The organism is Rothia sp. HMSC069C04, from assembly GCF_001812895.1.
Lineage (GTDB): Bacteria > Actinomycetota > Actinomycetes > Actinomycetales > Micrococcaceae > Rothia.
This window is the reverse complement of sequence record NZ_KV810762.1, coordinates 59,339-80,794: the sequence shown is the minus strand read 5'-3', so window position 1 is coordinate 80,794 and position 21,456 is coordinate 59,339. Positions and strand designations below refer to the sequence as shown.

Sequence of the window (21,456 nt, the reverse complement as noted above, 5' to 3'; positions counted from 1 at the left end):
ATAAGTTTTTAGTGGGGTTGGGTGCGGGGTATAAGGGTTTTGGTACCCGGACCTTACTGCACCCCGCCTGTGGGTTATGTGGTTTTTACTCTTCTGAATGGGGGTATTCGCCCCGGGGAAGAATGTGAGTTTATGTGGGTTTAGGGGGTGTGCTGCTAGCGCAGGCGGTTCAGCAACGCATCCGAATGGTTTACCTCATCCAGCAGCGGCTCCACCTGGGCGGCACCGTAGCGGGTCGGCTCCATCATCGTAAAACGAGTCAGATCCTTCGAATACCTGCCGCGGCACGAGACCGTATCCCAGTTAATACCCAGAATCTCCTCCGGCCAGCGGGACATCAGCGTGCCACGTAAAAACGCGCGCGTCTCACGCGGCGGCTCGGTCGTCGCACGCTCAATCTGCTCCGCAGAGAACAGCGTGCGCATACGGCCACGCGCCACCAGACGGTGATACAGGCTCTTCGACGGGTCAATATCAGCGTACTGCAAATCCAAAGCCTTCAACTTCGGATTCGCATAATCTACGCCCTGAGCGACATAACCGCGCACCAGCGCATACTTCGCCACCCAATCCAGACGATCCGCCAGCGAGAGCGGGTTGGTTTCCAGGGCATCCAGAACCTCACCCCACAGGTTGAGGATCTGCGCGGTCGCAGCATCCACACCCGCCGGGTTCGACTCCTCGTGCGCACGGGAGGCCTCATAGTAGGCGCGCTGAATCTGCAGGGCGCTCGCCGAACCACTCGTGGACACCGGGTTCGGCAGGGTCGCCGAAGACGGCGCCAGCGGCAGCTGAACCGACAGCGACAAATCGTGGCTGACCGCGTGCATCGCCGCCACCGGATCAGACAGACGCACACCCGGCAACACGGGGTGCTGCTCGCTGTGCGACTCAATCAGGTTCATCACCAGCGCCGCCGTACCAAACTTCAACAGGTTCGAATAGTGCGACATGTTCGCATCCGCCGGAATCACGTGCAGGCGGCGGTACTTCGACTCATCCGCATGCGGCTCATCGCGCGTATTCACAATCGGACGGCGAATCGTGGTCTCCAGACCAATCGTGCGCTCAAAGAAATCAGCACGCGAACTAATCTGAAAACCCGGAACCTCACCGTGCGTACCAATACCCACACGGCCCGCACCCGTAAAAATAGCGCGGGTCGCAAAGAACGGCAGGAGCGCATCCGCAACCTGCTCAAACGGAACGTCACGGCTAATCAGGTAGTTTTCGTGGGCGCCGTACGACTGGCCCTTCGAATCGGTGTTGTTCTTATACAGCTTCACCTGCGGCAAATCCTGCGCGTGATTGCCCAGCTCCACCAGCGACTCGTACGCCAGCGCGTCACCGGCAGCGTCATAGAGCACCGCGTCGGCGGGGCTCAGCACCTCGGGCGAAGAATACTCCGGATGCGCGTGGTCCACGTACAGGCGCGCACCGTTGGGCAGGATCGCGTTCATGGTCACGCGGTCCCAATCCAGACGCTCCGGGAAACCACCGCGGCCGTGTACGCCGGCGAGCGCATCCAGGGCGCTGCGCGGCTCGGCGGGCTCACCCGGTGCCTGAACGCCCGCCTCACGCATAATCTCCAGGGCGATGTCTTCGCTGGTCAGCTCGGTGCGGGTGTGCGTCATCTGGCTTGAGTGGGCGGTGGAGGCGTCCTGCACTTGACCGAAGGCATCACGCAGCGGCGACTCGGACTCACCCAGCCACTGACCCTCGGGGGTGGTGGTCGAGTAGTTCTCTGCCTGGCGTGCCTGCTCGGCGGTCAGCTCATCCGCCAGGGCGCGGCGCTGCAGCTCCTCGCGGAAGGCGGCGCCGCGGCGGAAGGCGAGCTTGGCGTAGGTGTTGACCACCAGTGCGGACAGCACGGTCGGGTTGGTGCCCGGCGCGGAGGGGGCGATGACGCCGTACTCGGTTTCGGCACCCATAATGCGGTGCACGCCGTAGCTGGGGGTGGAGTTCATGGGGTTCTCCTGAAAAGTTCTATACCATCTAAAGGCTTTGGACCTGCGGTAATGCTGGGTTGATGCGGGATAAGCGCGGGGTGTGGGCTGATCGCGCAGTTGAGTGGGCGCGCGGTTTAGCGCGGCGGCTCCACCGACACCAGGCGGCCACGCACACCGGCAACGGTGAGCGCATCCTCAATATCGGGCAGCGGCGGCAAGTCCACCTGATCCTCAAACTCGGCGCGTACCGCCTCCAGCAGGTGGCGGGTACCAATACCAACGCTCGAGGCGTCCGCACCGGCGGTCAGCGCCTGCAGCTGCTCCTTAATCGCGGCCTTCTTTGCGCGGTCCACAATGTTGCGAATCACCGCGCCCGAAGCGAAATCGCCGCGGTACAGCGTGTGAGTGGACAGGTTCGCGCTCGCACCAGAACCAACGACCATGGAAGAATCCACGGTCGCCACAGCGTACGCGGTGGAGGGGGTGCGCGCGTACAGCTGACCTGCCGCCGCCGCAATCATCGCGGTCAGGGCGGCGCGGGTCGAACCGGCGGCTGCGACCTCCTCAGTGTCCAGGGGCAGGTCCTCGGTCAGGTACAGACCGAAAATCTCTGCCGCACCGGCGGCATCCGGGCGGTTAATGCGAATCTTCAGGTCGAGTCGGCCCGGGCGCATCACCGCGGCGTCAATCAAGTCTTCACGGTTGGTCGCACCAATAACGATGACGTTCTGCAGCGACTCCACACCGTCAATTTCGGCAAGCAGCTGCGGCACGATGGTCGTTTCAATATCGGAGGAACGACCCGAACCGCGCATACGGAACAGGGACTCCATCTCGTCGAAGAACACGACGACCGGGTGGCCTGCCTCCGCCTTTTCACGGGCGGCAACAAAAATATCGCGGATCTGACGCTCGGTCTCACCGACGAACTTATCGAGCAGCTCGGGGCCCTTAATGTTCAAGAAGTAGCCGCGAGTAGCCGAACCCGGGTTCAGCGCAGCCGCACGAGCCGCCAGGGAGTTCGCCACAGCCTTAGCAATCATGGTCTTACCGTTACCGGGAGGACCGTACAGCAGAATGCCCTTGGGCGGCGCTAGGTGGTAGCGCTCAAAAATCTCGGGGTGCAGGTACGGCAGCTCCACCGCGTCGCGGATCTGCTCAATCTGCGCGCCCAGGCCACCAATCTGCTCGTAGGTGACGTCCGGAATCTCTTCCAGAACCAGCTCCTGCGAACGAGAAGCGGGAACCTGCGAAGTCAGCATGCGGGTGCGGGTGTCGAGGGTGACCGCGTCACCGGTGCGCAACTGCTCAATGTCGAGGGAACCAGCCACGCGCGCCACTTGTTGAGCACCCGAAGAGGTATCAACCAGCACGCGCTGCTCATCCAGCACCTCGCGCACGGTCACCACGTCACCGAAGGGTTCGGTATCCAGGGCAACAACCGCCTCGGTCTTGTCGTTGAGCAGCACGGTCATGCCGGGGGTCAGCGTGGACAGGTCAATGAGCGGGGACACGGGAATACGCATCATGCGGCCGCTCACCTGAACATCCAGGTACGTATCAATCTCGGCGGGGGTCTTATCATCAGCGACCTGCTCGTAGGTCATGGTCTGACCCTCATGCACCGCCAGCACAATCGCCGAATTCAGCGGCGGCATAACATTCTGCGACAGGGACGCGCGCAGACGCTCCACCTGGTAGCGCATGCTGGTGATTGCCTCAACGAGCTTGCGGTTCTTCTCCCCCGCACCACGAATCTGTCGGCTCATATTGTCGCGGGTTGCCTCCGCCGCGGAAAGTCGACGCAGCACGGCGTCATACTCCTGCGCGCTGACGGGCTGACTGCCGGGCAGGGAGGTCGACCCGAAAGCAGCCGAGTAGTGCGGTGCCGCGCTGGCTGCACTGTGGGCGGTGCCGTACTGGGGGGTTCCTGCCTGATCTGCAGATTCGTGGGTGGACACGGTAGCTCCTTTAGCTGTTCGTCCTTGTCGGCGGCTACTCGGTGCGGGTGGTTGGGCACAGTGAGTAGCCTGGTGAGTGCACTGCGGGGGCTCCAGGCAACGCCCGTGCCCCCGCAGGTCAAAGGTGGTTCAAATTATTCGGCGGATTCAGTCGCCTCAGCTGCTGCGCCGTTGTTCTGCTCAGACTCCATGGCGTTTTGCGCGGTACCGTTCTGTTCGAGCGCAATCTCGTTCGCGCGTGCGGCGTGAGCGGCAAGGTTCTTCGCATCGCGGGCTGCGCGGCGAATCTTCTTATCGGTCACCTCACGCTCACCCACGTTCATGGGAATCCACGCGTTCATATCCTCTTCAGAGAAATCAGTCTTGGACGCGCGACGCTTCGGTGCCAGACGCACCGCACCGTCAGCCAGGCGACGAGCCACGACCAGGAACGCGGTGTGTGCAACCATGCGGTGGTCGGGGCGGACCGCCAGGCCCTCCACGTGCCAGCCACGCACAATGGTTTCGTCGCATTCGGGTTCGGTGAAGCGGCCGTCCAGGCGCATGCCCTCAACCAGGCGGGACATCTGGGTCACGGTCGCAACGTAGCAGATGAGCACGCCGCCGGGTGCGAGCGCCTCCGCAACAGCGTCCAGGCATTCCCAGGGTGCGAGCATGTCGAGTACGACGCGGTCGACGCTGCCGGGCTCCTCAACCTGCGGCAGGGTGTCCTGCAGGTCGCCGATGCTCAGCTTCCACGCCGGGTGGGGGCCACCGAACATGGTTTCAATGTTGCCGCGGGCGACGTCTGCGAACTCTTCACGACGTTCGAAGGAGTGCACGCAACCGTAGTCGCCGACTGCACGCAGCAGCGCGATGGACAGTGCACCGGAGCCGACGCCGGCCTCGACGACGCGTGCGCCGGGGAAGATGTCTGCCTTGACGATAATCTGGGCGGCGTCCTTGGGGTAGACGACGGCTGCGCCGCGCGGCATGGAGAGCACGAAGTCCTTGTAGAGGGGGCGCAGCGCCTGGTAGAGGATGCCGTGAGTGTTGGCGATGACGGTGCCTTCGGGTGCGCCGATGAGGTCATCGTGCTTGAGGAAGCCCTTGTGGGAGTGGTATTCGCCGCCTTCGGCGAGGGTAATGGTGGTGATGCGGCCGCGTTCGTCAGTGATTTGGACGCGCTCGCCGGGGCGGAAGGGGCCGCGGCGGTTGATTGCGCCGGTGGGGGTGTGGGTGCCGCTGCTCACGGGGTGATTCTCCTCGGGTTTGGGTCAGTCTGTGCTGTTCGCGCTGTGCGGCGAACTGTGGACGGAAAAAGTCCTTTTCTATTTTAGCGGAGTCTGCAAATCGGCTGTGGCGCATTACCCCGCGGGCGTGATAACCAGTCATCAGGTTCTACAACCGGTTAAACGCATAAGGGGTGGGTGACCCTGGAGTTATTCCAGAGTCACCCACCCCTTTCGTTGTTCTCAGAAGCCCTACGCTTCCTCCTGCGCCTCGTACGCGCGAACCTCAGCTAACATCTCTGCGGCAAGCGCATCGACCGTCTCACGGTCATACGGGCGGAAAGCGTACAGCTCCTCCATGACCGACGAAGCCATCTTAGAGGACCACGCCCAGGCGTGCCACCAGGATGTCACGCACCAGCGCGCCACCGCCGACGGTGGTGTCCGCCAGAGCCTTCACAGCCCACGCATCCACAGCCGCCAACGCCGCCGGAGCGTTCAGGTCCTCGCCAAGTGCCTCACGCACAGTGGTCAGCAGCTCAACAGCCGCCTCATCGGTGACACCTTCGGAACCCTCACGGCCCTCAGCCACCGACACCGCATGACGGTAGGTGTCCAGGCGAGCCTTCGCGTGTTCCAGGAGCTCATCAGTCCAGAACCAATCCGAACGGTAATGCTGACCCATAATCGCCAGACGCACCGCGTTCGCATCCTCACCGGCTGCACGCAGACGCGAAACCAGCACCAGGTTACCGCGGGACTTGCTCATCTTGTGGCCATCCAAACCGACCATGCCGGTGTGCGCGTAATGCTTAGCGTGCGGGCGTGCAGACACAGCCCACGAATGGCCCGCACCCAAATCATGGTGCGGGAACGTTAAGTCGTTACCGCCAGCCTGAACGGTCAGCGAACCATCCACAAAACGGCGGGCAATCATCGTGCACTCGATGTGCCAGCCGGGGCGGCCCGCGCCCAGCTCGCCGGCATCCCAGCTCGGCTCGCCCTCACGCTCAACACGCCACAGCAGCGGATCCAGTGCATCACGCTTACCGGCACGGTTCGGGTCGCCGCCGCGCTCAGCGAAAATCTCCAGCATCTCATCACGGGTCAAGTGGCAGACCTCGCCCGGTGCCCACGAGTAGCCCTCAGCGTTCGCGGGCAGCTCACGCACAGCCTTCAGATCCAGGTACACGTCACCGTCAGGATGCACCACACCCTGCTCGTCCGTGAAACCGGGCACGCGGTACGCCAGGCCGCGGCGGAACAGGTCCTCAATCAGCGGGAACAGCCACTCAATGGACTCCACCACACCCACATAGTGCGCCGGCGGAATCACGTTCAGCGCCTTCATATCGGTGCGGAACAGCTCCGTCTGATCCTCAGCCAGCTCACGCCAACCAACATTCGTCGCGGTCGCACGCTCCAGCAGCGGGTCGTCCACATCGGTCACGTTCTGCACGTAGGTGACCGGCACGCCCGCATCCAGCCAGGCGCGGTGCAGCAAGTCAAAAGCAACATAGGTGGAGGCGTGACCCATATGCGTCGCGTCGTACGGGGTGATACCGCAAACGTACAGGCTCGCCGCCTTATCCTCCTGAACCTGAACAATCTCACCAGCCGCGGTATCAAAAATACGCGGCAGCGCAGCCTGACCGGGCAGAGTCACAGAGGCGGGGGCATCCCAAGCTCGCATGGGTTTCCTTTCCGTAAAAACGCCCACAACCGGTGGACGCGCCACACCCGCCGCCCAACCTCAAGGCATGCGGGTGCCAAAAAATCTACTCCAATAAGAATACCCGCCCGTGAGAAACTCACGGACGGGTATGTCATATCACGCTGAGGGCTAAAGCCTTAGAACGCCGAAGAAGTAGCGTTCAGAACGCCAGTGCCCAGACCAACGAAAATCAGGATACCGAGCGCAATACGGTACCAGATGAAAATGCCGTAGGACTTCGACGACACGTACTTCAGGAACCAGCCAATCATCAGGTAACCCACCACAAACGCAACCAGAGTAGCCACGATAGTCGAGGGAATACCGTAGAAGCCGGTAGCTTCCTCGCCGGTGACCACCTTGAAGGTCTTGTACAGGCCAGACATGAACACGGCGGGCATGGCCAGCAGGAACGAGTAACGTGCCGCAGCCTCACGGGTGTAACCCATGAACAGACCCGCAGTAATCGTACCGCCCGAACGGGAAACACCCGGGATCAGTGCCAGCGCCTGTGCGCAACCGTACAGCAGGCCGTGACGGAACGTCAGGTCCTTCAGCTCACGCTGCTCGCGGCCAAAACGGTCCGCAAGACCCAGGAACACAGCGAAGACAATCAGCATAGTCGCCACAATCCACAGGCTACGGAACTGGGTGTCAATGTAGTCTTCCAGCAGCAGGCCCAGAACGCCGATGGGCAGGGAGCCAATAATAATCAGCCAACCCATGCGGGCATCCGGGTCATTGCGCGGTACACGACCGGTAAGAGCGCCAAACCACGCCTTCACAATGCGCACAATATCGCGCCAGAAAAAAATCAAGACCGCGGTCTCAGTACCCAGCTGGGTGATTGCGGTAAACGCGGCGCCCGGGTCAGCCTTCTCCGGCAGAATCTGGCCAACAATGTTCAGATGCGCCGATGACGAAATCGGCAGAAATTCGGTCAGGCCCTGAACAAAGCCCAAAATAATTGCTTGAATCCATTCCACGCATTCAAGGATACAGGAGGTGCACCCGCCCGGGGCGGTTCGCCGAAGGTGATGTGGAACTTCCGCAAACCGCCCCGTCCACACTGTGAAACGCTCAGGGTGCCGTTTCAGGAGGTACACCGCGGTGCATCCGGGGCTTATCCACGGCTCATCAACGGCTCCTCCACGGTTCAAGGAGGCCGCGCAAACACCTCAAATGCGCGCTCTCCGGCGCAAGCGTACTAGCCGCACGACCAGTCAAAAACACCGGTCTCAAAATCAAAAACAGCGCTACCGCACCCAAAATTCAGCACATCAAACTCATCGAACTCAATATAACGAGCCGTCAGACCCTCCGGCAGAGCCTGCGCATAAAAATGAGTGCCACCCAGGTGAGTACCCACCGCAATCAGCGGCTTCGCCCACTCAAACCACGCCGAATCCTCAGCATCCCAATCGAAAGGACTCAGATAACCAGTCTGCGGGTCAACATTCTCAAACACATCACTGGGGACCTTACCGGCATTCGGATCATCCGTCGGAACCCACCCCACAAGAGCAGGCTTACGGTCCAGCGGCTGCTGACGATCCGCCAAAGCCCAGGCGCTGAAGCTCTCCTCCTCACCACGATGCTCACCGGGCCGGCGCACATCCTGCGGCGGCGGCGTGCGGGACGAGAACTCCTCCTCACTCAGGTACAGCACCGCAAACTCAGCATCCAAAATATCGCGCAACAACAACTGATACGGATGCACCCGCGCCTGCGCATACTGCACCTCAAACGGGTCATCACTAGCAGCATTAGCAACACCCTCAGTCGCCTCATCCTCAGCGAACTGGCCATCACCGGCGAAGAAAGAGAACGCCACAACGTCCGGATACTTCTGCGCATCCGGCAGGTACTCCCCCGGCAACCTCACCGTAAAAATATGCTGCATCGGCAAACCAGTAAACGTACTGCGCGGCCACTGATCCTGCTCAATACCGGGACCGGTCGAACCCACCCAGCCAGCCTCCCACACCTCGGTGGAACCTGCAGGCAGAGCAGTATCATCACCACCGCACAGCTCATAATTCCAGGCACGGACAGAAGAATCGGTGTCCGCCGCATCAACGGGGCTAAACACCATCGCGTAGCTTTTCATGAGAGTTCCTCTCTGCAGATTATTCGCCTCAGAGCACGCCGATGCACACAACACCTGCGCACATTAAACGCATAAGGGCGGGATACATACTCCCAGTATGCATCCCGCCCCCACATCATGCACGGTCAACGGTCACCAGCCAGCGGTCACCCGCAAACCTTGCACAAAGCATGTACGGCTATCGCCTACGCCTGACGCTCATCACGCAGCGCACGGTTCACAGCCGAAATCATCGCCTTCAAAGCCGCACGAGTCGTCGAGCTGTCCACGCCAATACCCCACAGCACGCGAGAACCAACAGCAGCCTCAACGTAGCAGGCAGCGTTAGCAGTCGACGAAGACGACATGGTGTGCTCCGAATAATCCATCACGCGAATATCCACGCCCTCGCCCGAAAGGATGTTCTGCAGAGCATCCACCGGACCGGTACCCGAAGCAGTACGAGTGTACGTGTGACCATCAATGTTCAGACCAACACGCAGAGTAGTCGCACCGGTATCAGCCGAATCAATATTAATCGACTCAATACGGTACTTACCCCAACGGTTCTGCGGATCCGGAGCCGGCAGGTACTCATCCGCGAAGATGTTCCACAGCTTCTGGCTGGTCATCTCGCCGCCCTCAGCGTCAGTACGAGCCTGAACAATCTTCGAGAACTCAACCTGAGCACGACGCGGCAGATCCAGGCCGTGATCCTGCTTCAGCAGGTACGCCATACCGCCCTTACCGGACTGCGAGTTCACACGAATAATCGCCTCATAGGTACGACCCAGATCGCGAGGATCAATCGGCAGGTACGGAACCTCCCAGTACACCTCGTCCACGGTCTTACCCGCCTCAGCAGCGGTACGCTCCAGAGCCTCAAAGCCCTTCTTAATAGCGTCCTGGTGAGAACCAGAGAACGCAGTGAACACCAGATCGCCACCATACGGCGAACGCTCGTGCACCTTCAACTGGTTGCAGTACTCAACAGTCTTACGGATACCGTCAATATCAGAGAAATCAATCTGCGGATCAATACCCTGGGTGTACATGTTCAGACCCAAAGTCACCAGGTCAACGTTACCGGTGCGCTCGCCATTACCGAAAAGGCAACCCTCAATACGGTCAGCGCCCGCCAGGTAACCCAGCTCAGCAGCAGCCACGCCGGTACCGCGGTCATTATGCGGGTGCAGCGACAGCACAATGTGCTCGCGGTGGTTCAGGTTGCGGTGCATCCACTCGACAGAGTCGGCGTACACGTTCGGGGTAGCCATCTCAACGGTAGCGGGCAGGTTCACAATCAGCTCGCGGCCGTTCTGACCGACCTCCAGCTCCTCAGCCACAGCGTTCACCACGCGAGCCGCGTACTCCAGCTCAGTGCCGGTGAAAGACTCGGGCGAGTACTCGTAGATGACCTTAGTGTCAGAGATCATCTGCTCTTCGTACTTGCGGCACAGGCGCGCACCCTGCAGGGCGATATCCAGCACGCCCTCCTGATCCTGGTTGAACACCACGCGACGCTGCAGAACGGAGGTCGAGTTGTAGAAGTGCACAATCGCCTGCGGTGCGCCCTCAATCGCCTCAAAAGTGCGGGCAATCAGGTGCTCACGCGCCTGCACCAGAACCTGAATGGTCACGTCCGAAGGAATGTGGCCGTCCTCAACGAGAGTGCGCACAAAATCAAAGTCAGTCTGCGACGCCGAAGGGAAACCAACCTCAATTTCCTTGTAACCCATCTTCACCAGCAGCTTGAACATCGCAAGCTTACGGTCGGTGTCCATGGGGTCAATCAGCGCCTGGTTGCCGTCACGCAGATCCACTGCGCACCAGCGCGGAGCCTTCTCAATGACCTTATCCGGCCAGGTGCGGTCCGGCAGGTCAACGACAATCTGCTCGTGGAAAGGGCGGTACTTGTGTACCGGCATGGGGCTGGGCTTCTGGTGGTTTTTCATGATGAATTTCCTGTTGGTTGGTCCGTCTCGCTCTACCCCAATTGTGGGGCTCGTACCGTGCCGGGTATCGGTCCCCGGCAGCCGTGGTCAAGGCGGTGCATCAGAAAGGATGCAAAGGTGAGATGCCGCGTCAAAAAGCCGGAACGGTTGCGGCAGATTCTAGTGTGCCCCGTTCCGGCGAATAAGCAGCAGGTTCACTGCCTGGCGGGTAACCCCGCGCATGCTCTCACCGTCAATAGTCATGCCTCCACGCTATCACAGGCGTCGGAGGCGGTGGCAGGGCACCCGGGAAGCCGTCCATCATCTGGAAAGCGTTAACGGCAAAGGGGCGTAGCCACCATTTCTGGCGCTACGCCCCTCACTCAAAATTCACGTATCTGCGCTATGCCCTAGCTACAACCTAGTAGGCGAAAGCAGTCTGGCACTTGTGCTGATCAGCAGTCTGACCGGTCGCGTTACCCGCAATCGCAGCCTCCTGCTTCTCCATCGCCTCACCGGACGGGAAGTCAGTACCAATCGTCACAGACACGCCCAGAACCTCTTCAGTCGCCACCACGCGGGTCACGTTCAGCTTCGCGGCGATTTCCTTCGCCTCCGCCTCGTAACCGGTCGAGTAGAACACCGTGGTGAAGTTCGTCGGGTTAGCCGAAGTACCGGGAGTAACATTCGTGTAGCCTAGGCCCTCAATCACCGAAGCGATCGTAGCCGAGCGACCATCCAGACCGGTCGCGTTGTACACGTTCACCGGAACCGTACGATCCAGCTGAACCGGAGCGGCAGAAGTAGCCGGTGCCTCCGGAGCCTTCTCTTCCTTCAGCGACTTATCATCACGCAGACGCTGGAACACGTTCGCAGCATCCGCAGAAACCTGCAGGCGGTTCTCATCCTGGCTCCACGGCTCAGTCGGCACCGTCGCAAACACAACATTCGACAGGTCCACGCCGCCGAGAGCCGCACCAACACCCACCAGAGTGCTGATATTGCCCAGGTTCTTATCCACCGTCACGTTCTGAGTAATCGCCTCAGCAATATTAATCAGACGGCCTGGATTCGACAGAGTACCCTCGCTCTTCACCTTACGTAGCAGCGAAGACAAGAAGCCCTGCTGAGCCTGAATACGACCAATATCGGAACCATCCGAGAAGCCGTGGCGGCTACGCAAAAACGCAAGAGCCTGCTCACCCTCAACAGTGGAAGTACCCGCAGGAAGCTTCAGACCGCTGTACTCGTCATCAATCGGAGCGTCCACACAGACCTGAACGCCACCAACAACCTTCGACAGCTCCTTCACAGCGTTAAAGTCCACCAGCATAAAGTGGTCAATATTCACGCCGGTCAGCTTGCTAATGGTCGCCACAGTACAACCGGCACCACCGCGAGACAGAGACTCGTTAATCTGAACGTTCTCCTCAGCCGGGTACACGGTGCCGCTCTCAGGGTCAGTACACTGCGGCACATCAACCATCAAGTCACGCGGGAACGACAGCACGCTCACGTTCTTGCGGTCCTTGCTGATCTGCAGAAGCATCATCACGTCCGCGCGAGCCTCAGAATTGCGGTCATCCTCATTACCGTACGCGCCGTTATTGCCCTTACGGGTATCGGAACCAATCACGAGAATGTCCAAAGCGCCGTTCTCCAGGCCGTCCTTGTAATTGCTGATGTTCAGCTCCTGAGTATGCAGATTATTGCGCATACGCAGAGCCAACACGCCACCAAAGCCAACAACAATGACGAGCATGCAAGCAGTAAGCAGAGCAATCCACTTATTGCGATTTGAAGTCATCACCGTCGTGCGCATATGACGACCGGTGCTTCGTAAACGAGGTGCCTGGGGCATACCTTTTCTCTTTCTGCCGGTGAGCAAGTGCTTTCTCAGAGTAACACTCTTCCCTATGAGCGCCGAATGAGTAGGAAAACTACTAGAATCCCAGGCGATTCAACGCACGCGCGTCAGACTGCCATTCCTTCGCAACCTTCACATGAATATTCAGGTAAATGCGGGTACCGAGCATCGCCTCAATCTGCTCACGAGCCTTCGTACCAATCTTGCGCAGATTCGAGCCGCCCTTACCGATAATGATGTACTTCTGCGACTCACGCTCCACAAACAGGTTCACGTGCACATCCAGCAGCGGGTTATCCGCCGGGCGGCCCTCACGGAACTGCATCTCCTCAACCGTCACAGCAATCGAGTGGGGCAGCTCCTCGCGGGCACCCTCCAGAGCTGCCTCACGCACCAGCTCCGCAATGAGGGTTGCCTCCGGCTCATCGGTCAGCTCACCCTCGGGGTACAGCGGCGGCGACAGCGGAGTGTACTGCGCCAGCAGGTCAGCGACCGCATCCACCTGGAAATGCTTCACAGCAGACACCGGGATAATCGCAGCCCAGCCGCCCTTACCGTCAACCGGCATCGGCTCAGACACCTCACCCGCACGGCGCTTAGCCGCAGGACCCGAACCCTTCGCGAAAGGCACAGCATCATTCTTGCCGCCCTTACCCTTGGGGCCCTTACCCTTCTGCTTCGCACGATGCGCGGCACGCTTAGCACGAGCCGCACGCTCAGCGCTCATGACCTCCTCGCCGAGCGCCTCAACAGCCAGCAGCTGCTCACGCAGCTCCTCAGAGCTCACAGTGTCAGCCTTCGTCACAATAGCAACCACCGGCTTATTGCTCGACGCCACCAGCTGCGACGCAATGTAACGGTCACCCGGACCAATCTTCTCATTCGCCGGAATGCAGAAGCCCAGCACATCCACCTGCGAAAGGGTGCTCGCCACCAGGTCGTTCAGACGCTCACCCAGCAGAGTGCGGGGGCGGTGAATACCCGGGGTGTCCACCAGAATCAGCTGGTACTCGTCCTTGTGCACAATACCGCGGATCGTGTGGCGGGTCGTCTGCGGACGGTTCGAGGTGATAGCCACCTTCTGACCGACCATAGCGTTCGTCAAAGTAGACTTACCCGCATTCGGGCGGCCCACCAGCGACGCGAAACCCGAACGGAAATCCGCCGGGTAGGTCGGTAGCGGGGTGCTCAAGTCCAGAGTGCTCAAATCGAGCGGGGTGTACTCCTGGTCCATTGTGTTTCTCCTTGTCAAACCCCGTGCGGGGTGTATGGGGTGCCAGCCTCATCTGCCTGCGCCTTCCGGGGGCGGGGCGGCCGGCTCAAAGTGTGTATGGGATGATGCGGCGTCTATGTTCGATGTCTAGCGGTTGCCGTGCTGATCGGTTGCAGGTTCAGCCTCAGCAGTATCTCCCGGAAGATCCGGATGCGCGTGCGGCTCAGCCACAGCGGGCGGATTGGTATCCACGCTGAGGATGTCAGCAACCTCAGACTTCGGGGAATTAGACGCCGGGGAACCTTCAGCACCCTGCTGCTCATCACGAGGCGGCTCATACCACGCCTGCAACATATCGACCTGGTGGCGGCGGCCCGACGAACCAATCGCACGAATATGAATGCCGTCAATCTCAATCTCAGAACCGACAATCGGCACCATACCCAGATGCTTAGCGAGCAGACCGCCCACCGTATCAACATCTTCATCGTCGAGTTCACGACCGAAAATTTCGCCCAGCTCATCAATACCCAGACGGGCAGAGAGACGGAACGTGCCGTCGTCATTCAGCGTGTACTCGGGGCGCTCACGGTCGTACTCATCAGAAATGTCACCGACCAGCTCCTCAATCAGGTCCTCAAGGGTAATCAGACCGGCGGTGCCGCCGTACTCATCAACAATGATTGCCACGTGCGTGGACTCACGCTGCATCTCACGCAGCAGGTCCATGGCGCGCTTCGACTCGGGCTCAAAACGAGCCGGGCGCATCAGCTCAACCACGGTCGGCAGGGCGGTACCCTCCGGAGACTCCGAATGCAGGATGAAGGCGCGCATCGCGTCCTTCAGGTAGAGCACGCCCAGAATCTCATCGCTCGAATCACCAATCACCGGCATACGCGAATAACCCGAACGCAGGAACAGGCTCAACGCCTCACGCAACGTGGTGTCGCGGCTAGCGGTGAGCATGTCGGTGCGCGGAACCATGAGTGAACGGATGCGGGTATCGTCCATCTCAAAGACGGACTGCACCATCTGCGCCTCGTCGTCCTCGATGGTTTCAGCGTCGGAGGCGCGGTCCAGGAACTCGCGCAGCTCCTCCTCATCGAACACACCCACCGGGGCCTCAGCCGAACGTTCCGGCGCCAGGCGCACACTGAGCTTATCGAGCAGACCGGTCGCCGGGCTCAGCAGAACCGACAGGTAGTGCACCGGGCGAGCCAGCACACGAATCGAGGCGACCGGACGGTTACGTCCCAGAGCACGCGCTAGCACATGCAGAATCGGGTAGCCCACCAGCGCAACGATCACGAGGGTCAGTACGACGGCGAGCGCGTGCACCTCGACCAGGTTCAGCAGGCAGGTCATGGTGGCGAGCACCGCGGCGGCTGCCGCAATGAGGCGGGTCAGGCGCAGCGGGTGCGTGTACGCCTCGGAGTCACCGTCGAGGGTGCGCTGCAGGACGCGGGCGCCGAGGGTGTCCGGGTGTGCCTCCACTGCCTCCTCAGCCTCGTTGTGCGGCAGGTAGGTGAACGCGGTTTCGGCGATTGCCGCGACCACGGTCAAGCAGAGCGCGAGAACGGCGAGGAGGGCTGTGAGTAGAATGTCCACGCCGCTCCCCTAGTGTCGGGTTTCGACCGGTGCCGGGCGGCCCAGGAACTCTTCGAGGATGGAGCGCTGAATGCCGAACATTTCAGCTTCCTCTTCGGCGGTGCCGTGGTCGTAGCCGAGGCAGTGCAGAATGCCGTGGGTGGTGAGCAAGCACAGCTCGTCCAGGGTGCTGTGGCCCGCGTCTGCGCCCTGACGTGCGGCGACGGGCGGGCAGAGGATGATGTCACCGAGCATGCCACTGGAGGGGTTTTCGGGGGTTCCCGGTTCCAGCTCGTCCATGGGGAAGCTCATCACGTCGGTGGGGCCGGGCAGGTCCATCCACTCGATGTGCACGCGCTCCATCTCGTCTTCGTTCACGATGGCGATGGACAGGTAGGTGTCATCGGCAAGGTGCATGCGCTTGAAAGCGTGCTCGACGAGGCGGGTGAGCACCTCGGTGTCTACCGCCTCGAAGGATTCGCGGACGAACGCGTCGGTTGCCGGGTCAGCACCGGTTGCGGGCTCTTCGCAGTCGAATTCAATCTCTGCCACCGTTTAGCGTCCTTCCGGGGTGGTCTGTGCGTTATCGGCGTTGGCCTGGCCCTTTTCAGCGTTCTTTTCGGAGCCGCCGTTAATGCCCGCGCGGTCCAGAAGCTTCTCGGCCGCAGCCTCGATGGTGGCGCGCTTGACCTTGCGGTTACGCTTGCGTTCCATCGCCTTCTGGTCCTCGCCCCACTGGTCGTAGGCGGAGACGATATTCGAGACCAGGGTGTGGCGCACCACGTCGGAGGATTCCAGGATGCTGAAGTGAATATCCTCCACACCCTGCAGAATGTTGCGCACCTGCTTCAGGCCGGATGCGGCGCCACCGGGCAGGTCAACCTGGGTGATATCGCCGGTGATGACCATCTTCGACCCGAAGCCCAGGCGGGTCAGGAACATTTTCATCTGCTCGGCGGTGGTGTTCTGCGCCTCGTCGAGGATGATGAACGCGTCGTTGAGGGTGCGGCCGCGCATGTACGCCAGCGGTGCGACCTCGATGGTGCCCGCCTCCATGAGCTTGGGGATGGTTTCGGGCTCGAGCATGTCGTGCAGCGCGTCGTAGAGCGGGCGCAGGTACGGGTCAATCTTCTCGTTGAGGGTGCCGGGCAGGAAGCCCAGACGCTCACCAGCCTCCACGGCGGGGCGGGTGAGGATAATACGGTTCACTTCGTGGCTCTGCAGCGCCTGCACAGCCTTCGCCATGGCGAGGTAGGTCTTACCGGTACCCGCCGGGCCGATACCGAAGATGACGGTGTTCGCGTCGATAGCGTCCACGTACTTCTTCTGGTTAATGGTCTTGGGGCGAATCGTGGTGCCGCGGGTGGAGAGGATGCTGGTGGACAGCGAGTGCGCCGGGTTGCTCAGTTCGTCGCCGAGCATGCCCATGAGGCGGTGAATGACCTGCACGGTAATCTGCGTGTCGTGGCTGGAGAGCACGCGCAGCTCGTTCAGCAGCTTTGCGGCGGTGTTGACGGCCTCGGAGGGGCCGGTGATGAGCACGTCCAGGTCCTTGGGGCGCAGGCTAATCTGCTCGAAGTAGTCCTCGATAATTGCCAGGTGCGCGTCCTGCGGGCCGAGCACGGCGATCATTTCTGCGGCGCTCTTGAAGGATACGGTGCGCGCGGTCGATAGAGGTCGGGAGGTAGTCATATGGGCTCCTTGGCTAGTGATGTATTTACAAGTATAGATGTGCGTGATGCACCACGCCCTGGTGGATGCCTGTCAGCTAGGTTCTATCAGCTGGGCTCTAGCAGGCGGTTTTACCGGTTGGACTTTAGCGGCGGCGCTCTACCAGCGGCCCAGCACCACGTTCAGGGTGCACATGGCGGCAGAACCGGCGGTGGAGGAACGCAGCACCTCATCGCCGAGTAGTGCCAGCTGCGCACCGGCATCGGTGAAGAGCTGCACTTCGCGGTCGCTGATGCCGCCTTCGGGGCCGACGAGCAGGTAGATTTCTTCGGGCAGGTTCTCTGCCTCGACAAGCTTGCGTGCCAGAGCGCTGAGGCGTTCGGTCGCCTGCTCATGCAGGATGAACACGGCGGCGGACTGCTCAGAGCCGGCTACTTCTTCAATGAGCTCCACCAGGTCGGCGGTGCTGTACAGGTCGTACACTTCGGGAATGAGTGCGCGGCGCGACTGCTTAGCCGCAGCGGTGACGGTGTTCTGCCACTTGATGTGTGCCTTGGAGGCGCGCTCCCCCTTCCAACGCACAATGGAGCGGTCCGCACTCCACGGAAGCACACCGTACACGCCCAGCTCGGTCGCGGTTTCGATGGCGAGCAGGTCGCGGCCGTCCTTCGCGAGCGCCTGCACCAGGTAGATGGAGGGCACGCTGCGTTCCTCGCACAGCTCCTGCACCTGAACGCTCACGCCGTCCGCGTTGATGGAGGCAACCGTACCGAGTGCGCGGCGGCCGGTGCCGTCACCCAGGTCGATGCGTTCGCCGAGCTCAAGGCGCTTGACGAGGGCATGCTTGCCTTCGGAGCCGCCGAGCGCGCAGGTGGCGCCGGGGGTGAGTGCGTCGTATTCTTCCGTGCTGATGTAGAAGATGGGGGCGCTCATGGTTCTCCTTGAGGTGCGGTTTGAAAGCGTGGGTAATGTGCGGGTGGCGTGAGAAATAGGTGTGTAGCTTAGCGCGGGCGCGTACAGCGCAATGCTGACAGCAGTGCTGACAGGAATGCGGCGGGGGCGGGTTGAGTACCGCACCCGCCGCATCCTCAGCTTGGTGTAGGAATCCTACTTGAACTGGTCCTTCAGGCGGGAGAAGAGGCCACCGCGGTGCTTGACCTGCGAACCTTCGGTGAGGGATTCACCGCGCAGGGCGGCGAACTGGCGCAGCAGTTCACGCTGTTCTTCGGTCATGTCGGTGGGGGTGACCACCTGGATACGCACCAGCAGGTCGCCGCGACGCTCGGTGCCGAGCACGGTTGCGCCCAGGCCGTTGAGGGTGATCACGTCGCCGCTCTGAGTGCCTGCGGGGATTGCAACTTCCTGGTCGCCGTCGAAGGTATTCAGCGGGATGGTGGTGCCCAGTGCCGCCGCGACCATGGGGATGTTCACGGTGGTGACCAGGTTGTCGCCCTCGCGGCTGAAGTACTTGTCACGCTTGACGTTCAGGTCAATGTACAGGTCGCCGTTGGGACCACCGTACAGGCCTGCCTCGCCCTTGCCGCGCAGGCGGATACGCGCCTGGTCGTGCACACCGGCGGGAACGTTGAAGGTCAGCGGCACGTCTTCACGTACGCGGCCCTGACCGTGGCATTCAGGGCAGGGGGTCTTGATGACGGTGCCGTAGCCGTGGCAGTCGGGGCATTCGACCTGCTGCATGACGGTACCGAGGATGGACTGCACACGGCGCTGCATGAAACCGTGACCGGAGCAGGTGGTGCAAGTTTCGGGCTGGGTGCCCTCTGCGGTACCTTCACCGTTACAGGATTTGCAGGTCACGGCGGAGCGACGCTCAATGGTCTTCTCAACACCGAACACGGCGTCCTGCAGGCTGATGGAGACGGTAATCAGGTCGTCCTGGCCCTGACGCATGCGGGATGCGGGGCCGCGGGCACCTGCCGCGCCGCCGGTGAACATGTTCAGCAGGTCCTCAAAACCGCCGAAGCCGCTGAATCCGCCGCCCGGGTAGCCGCCGCCTCCGGGGTAGCCTGCGCGGCCCTGTTCGTCGCCGGTGGTGTCATAGTTGCGGCGCTTTTCGGGGTCGGAGAGCACCTCGTAGGCGAGGGTGACGCGCTTAAACTCTTCGGCTGCGTCCTCGGAGGGGTTCACGTCGGGGTGCAGCTGGCGCGCCTTCTTTCGGTACGCCTTCTTGATCTCTTCGGGGCTGGCGTCGTTCGATACGCCGAGAGTATCGTAGTGGCTCATGCGTTTCCTTCCTCTCGAGACGATGGCGGTGCTCGATGAGTGCACCGCCAACAATGGTCGTATCAATTCTAGGGGATACTACCCTCGACCCGATACAATGGCTAGGCTGAATGGAGGTCGCTCCCGCTATCCGCTTAATCTGCGGTGCGCCCCGAACCCCGTTTTAGTTCCCCCGCCGGTTCCGTCTCACGGCTCCGTCTGATTGTTCTGTCTTATGGTTCCGGCGCTATCACCGCCCTGACTGGCTCTGCTGCCCCTACCGCCCCAAAGGAGAATACGTTGAGTACCCACCACTCCCCCTACGGCTGGGGTGCCCAGGATCTAAACGCCGCCCGCATGAGCCGCCAGGCGCCGGCCCCGCGTAAGGTGCCGCTGCGCCGCGGCCTGCTGATTGAGGATATTAACGGCTGGGTGGGTGAGGTTGTGAAGGCTGAACGCATCGGCGGTGCCCTGTTCTTCGGACTCGAGGACGCGAAGGGTCGCGTAAAGAATTTCCCGCTGGGTCCGGGCTACCTGATTGAGGGTGAGCCCGTTGAGATTGTCGCCCCGGTGGCGGCGAAGGAGCCGAAGCGCACGATTTCTCGCTCCGGTTCAATTGCGGTGAAGAACGCCCCGGCTAAGGTGGCGCGCGCCTCCCGCATCTGGGTTGAAGGTCTGCACGACGCCGAGCTCGTGGAGAAGGTCTGGGGCCACGATCTGCGCGTTGAGGGCATTGTTGTGGAGCCGCTGCACGGCGTGGATGATCTTGCCGGTGCCATTCGTGAGTTCGCGCCGGGCCCGGGCCGCCGCCTGGGTATTCTGGTCGACCACCTGATTGAGGGCACGAAGGAGCAGCGTATTGTTGCCGAGGCGCTGGCTGTGCCCGGTGCCGTCGGGCACGTGAAGATTGTGGGTCACCCGTTCATCGATATTTGGCAGGCGGTCAAGCCCTCGGTGCTGGGTTTGAAGGCGTGGCCGCAGGTGCCGCGCGGTGAGGACTTCAAGAAGGGCACGCTGCGTCGTCTGGGTCAGCCGCACGAAACGCAGGCGGATGTGGCGCAGGCGTGGAAGCATATTCTCTCCCGCGTTGACTCATACGCTGACCTGGATCCGACACTGCTCGGCCCGGTCGAATCGCTCATCGATTTTCTCACCGAGCCGGGTGCCTAACCGCACGCGAAACCCGCTATTGCGCCCCCGTCTGCGGGCGCAGGTGTGAATTTGCTCAGAACCTTTCCCTCGAGGGCATTATCCTGTGGGTTTTGTTCCCTAAAGCGGTACAATAGTTGAGCGTGTGGCATTGCCTCTGTGGGTTTATGTTGCACCATCACTACACTCTTAGGTCACCACCGCTCAAACGATTCACCTCCTCGGAGGGCAGGTCCACCGGCTTAGGTGATCACCACAAGAAACTTCTATCGAACCAGGATTTTCGTGACTAACGATGTTCGCCCGGCAACCGGGCCTCAGAAAACCCGTAAGATTAGCGTGATTCAGGACCGCAACCGTGCGACTTTCGCGCATTTCGGTGGCATTCTCGGCATCATCCCTTCCGCTGCGGTTTTCTACGTCAGCCGCAATAACGCGCCCTTCGCTGAGCAGGAGGCTCGCGAGGCAATGAACTTCACCCTCCTGCCCTCCATTGCTCTGGTGGCGCTGTGGGTCGTGTCGTTCCTGCCCGGCATGGGCAACATTGCCATGGTTCTAGGTGCGCTCGTGTGGCTGTTCATGGCTATTGCGTCGCTGCGTGCCGGTATTGAGGTGAATCGCGGTGAGCCGTACAGCTACCGTATGAACCCGCGCCTGCTGGACCGCTTCTACTCCACCGAGAACGCAGAATCCGCAGAATCCTAAGAACTGCCGGTCCTAAACCGCGCTGATAGCTTTTACGATGAACGCCCCGCACGTTGTGTGGGGCGTTTTCGTGTTTAAGTACTGCTGTTCTAAAGGCTACTGACGGAGGCGTTACCTTCGGTGGGATTGTGCCTGCTAGTTCTGCGCATGGAGGGCTTGCAGGTTCTTCTGTCGGGGCTTTTC

The 21,456-nt window shown here is 61.1% G+C and carries 17 protein-coding genes; 2 read left to right on the top strand and 15 right to left on the bottom strand.

Annotation, left to right across the window (positions count from 1 at the left end; translation table 11 throughout):
- Positions 1 to 155: 155 nt before the first annotated feature.
- The 15 genes from dop to dnaJ all read right to left on the bottom strand — a co-directional run bounded on the left by dop (position 156) and on the right by dnaJ (position 19,440).
- Entirely contained in the window at positions 156 to 1,967 is a 1,812-nt protein-coding gene (gene dop / locus HMPREF2879_RS07905) for a depupylase/deamidase Dop (RefSeq protein ID WP_070635208.1), read from the bottom strand.
- Positions 1,968 to 2,083: 116 nt separating this feature from the next.
- Positions 2,084 to 3,910, bottom strand: a complete 1,827-nt coding sequence (gene arc, locus HMPREF2879_RS07900; protein ID WP_070635207.1) for a proteasome ATPase — start codon at positions 3,908 to 3,910, stop codon at positions 2,084 to 2,086.
- Between the two features lie 134 nt (positions 3,911 to 4,044).
- Entirely contained in the window at positions 4,045 to 5,142 is a 1,098-nt protein-coding gene (locus HMPREF2879_RS07895; protein WP_070635206.1) for a tRNA (adenine-N1)-methyltransferase, read from the bottom strand.
- Positions 5,143 to 5,373: 231 nt separating this feature from the next.
- Positions 5,374 to 5,496 carry a hypothetical protein gene (locus HMPREF2879_RS09605; RefSeq protein ID WP_256370828.1) on the bottom strand — a complete coding sequence of 41 codons (123 nt, stop codon included), beginning with the start codon at positions 5,494 to 5,496 and terminating at the stop codon, positions 5,374 to 5,376.
- Between the two features lies 1 nt (position 5,497).
- Positions 5,498 to 6,814, bottom strand: a complete 1,317-nt coding sequence (gene mshC, locus HMPREF2879_RS07890; protein WP_070635205.1) for a cysteine--1-D-myo-inosityl 2-amino-2-deoxy-alpha-D-glucopyranoside ligase — start codon at positions 6,812 to 6,814, stop codon at positions 5,498 to 5,500.
- Positions 6,815 to 6,972: 158 nt separating this feature from the next.
- Entirely contained in the window at positions 6,973 to 7,821 is an 849-nt protein-coding gene (locus HMPREF2879_RS07885) for an undecaprenyl-diphosphate phosphatase (RefSeq protein WP_044150432.1), read from the bottom strand.
- A gap of 221 nt (positions 7,822 to 8,042) precedes the next feature.
- Complete coding sequence (locus HMPREF2879_RS07880) at positions 8,043 to 8,945, bottom strand: hypothetical protein (protein ID WP_070635204.1); 903 nt, start codon at positions 8,943 to 8,945, stop codon at positions 8,043 to 8,045.
- A 185-nt stretch (positions 8,946 to 9,130) separates the two neighbouring features.
- Entirely contained in the window at positions 9,131 to 10,879 is a 1,749-nt protein-coding gene (gene leuA / locus HMPREF2879_RS07875; protein WP_070635203.1) for a 2-isopropylmalate synthase, read from the bottom strand.
- A gap of 400 nt (positions 10,880 to 11,279) precedes the next feature.
- The gene (locus tag HMPREF2879_RS07870) at positions 11,280 to 12,719 is read right to left on the bottom strand and encodes an LCP family protein (protein WP_070543527.1); all 1,440 of its coding nucleotides are present in this window, start codon (positions 12,717 to 12,719) and stop codon (positions 11,280 to 11,282) included.
- Between the two features lie 82 nt (positions 12,720 to 12,801).
- On the bottom strand, positions 12,802 to 13,959 hold the full coding sequence (locus HMPREF2879_RS07865; RefSeq protein WP_210399486.1) for a GTPase Era: 1,158 nt from the start codon (positions 13,957 to 13,959) through the stop codon (positions 12,802 to 12,804).
- A gap of 126 nt (positions 13,960 to 14,085) precedes the next feature.
- Positions 14,086 to 15,546 carry a hemolysin family protein gene (locus HMPREF2879_RS07860; protein ID WP_070635202.1) on the bottom strand — a complete coding sequence of 487 codons (1,461 nt, stop codon included), beginning with the start codon at positions 15,544 to 15,546 and terminating at the stop codon, positions 14,086 to 14,088.
- Between the two features lie 9 nt (positions 15,547 to 15,555).
- Complete coding sequence (ybeY, locus tag HMPREF2879_RS07855; RefSeq protein ID WP_049356917.1) at positions 15,556 to 16,077, bottom strand: rRNA maturation RNase YbeY; 522 nt, start codon at positions 16,075 to 16,077, stop codon at positions 15,556 to 15,558.
- A 3-nt stretch (positions 16,078 to 16,080) separates the two neighbouring features.
- The gene (locus tag HMPREF2879_RS07850) at positions 16,081 to 17,217 is read right to left on the bottom strand and encodes a PhoH family protein (RefSeq protein ID WP_070484447.1); all 1,137 of its coding nucleotides are present in this window, start codon (positions 17,215 to 17,217) and stop codon (positions 16,081 to 16,083) included.
- A 138-nt stretch (positions 17,218 to 17,355) separates the two neighbouring features.
- The gene (locus HMPREF2879_RS07845) at positions 17,356 to 18,129 is read right to left on the bottom strand and encodes a 16S rRNA (uracil(1498)-N(3))-methyltransferase (protein ID WP_070635201.1); all 774 of its coding nucleotides are present in this window, start codon (positions 18,127 to 18,129) and stop codon (positions 17,356 to 17,358) included.
- Positions 18,130 to 18,303: 174 nt separating this feature from the next.
- A complete protein-coding gene (gene dnaJ, locus HMPREF2879_RS07840; RefSeq protein WP_070635200.1) occupies positions 18,304 to 19,440 on the bottom strand; it encodes a molecular chaperone DnaJ in 1,137 nt (378 codons plus the stop codon).
- A 279-nt stretch (positions 19,441 to 19,719) separates the two neighbouring features.
- On the opposite strand from dnaJ, the gene HMPREF2879_RS07835 reads away from it, so the two are divergent.
- Both HMPREF2879_RS07835 and HMPREF2879_RS07830 read left to right on the top strand, forming a co-directional pair.
- On the top strand, positions 19,720 to 20,589 hold the full coding sequence (locus HMPREF2879_RS07835) for a DUF3097 domain-containing protein (RefSeq protein ID WP_070635199.1): 870 nt from the start codon (positions 19,720 to 19,722) through the stop codon (positions 20,587 to 20,589).
- 264 nt (positions 20,590 to 20,853) lie between these two features.
- Positions 20,854 to 21,273: a DUF4870 domain-containing protein gene (locus tag HMPREF2879_RS07830; protein WP_005508694.1), complete on the top strand. Its 420-nt coding sequence runs from the start codon at positions 20,854 to 20,856 to the stop codon at positions 21,271 to 21,273.
- The last annotated feature ends 183 nt before the right edge of the window (positions 21,274 to 21,456 follow it).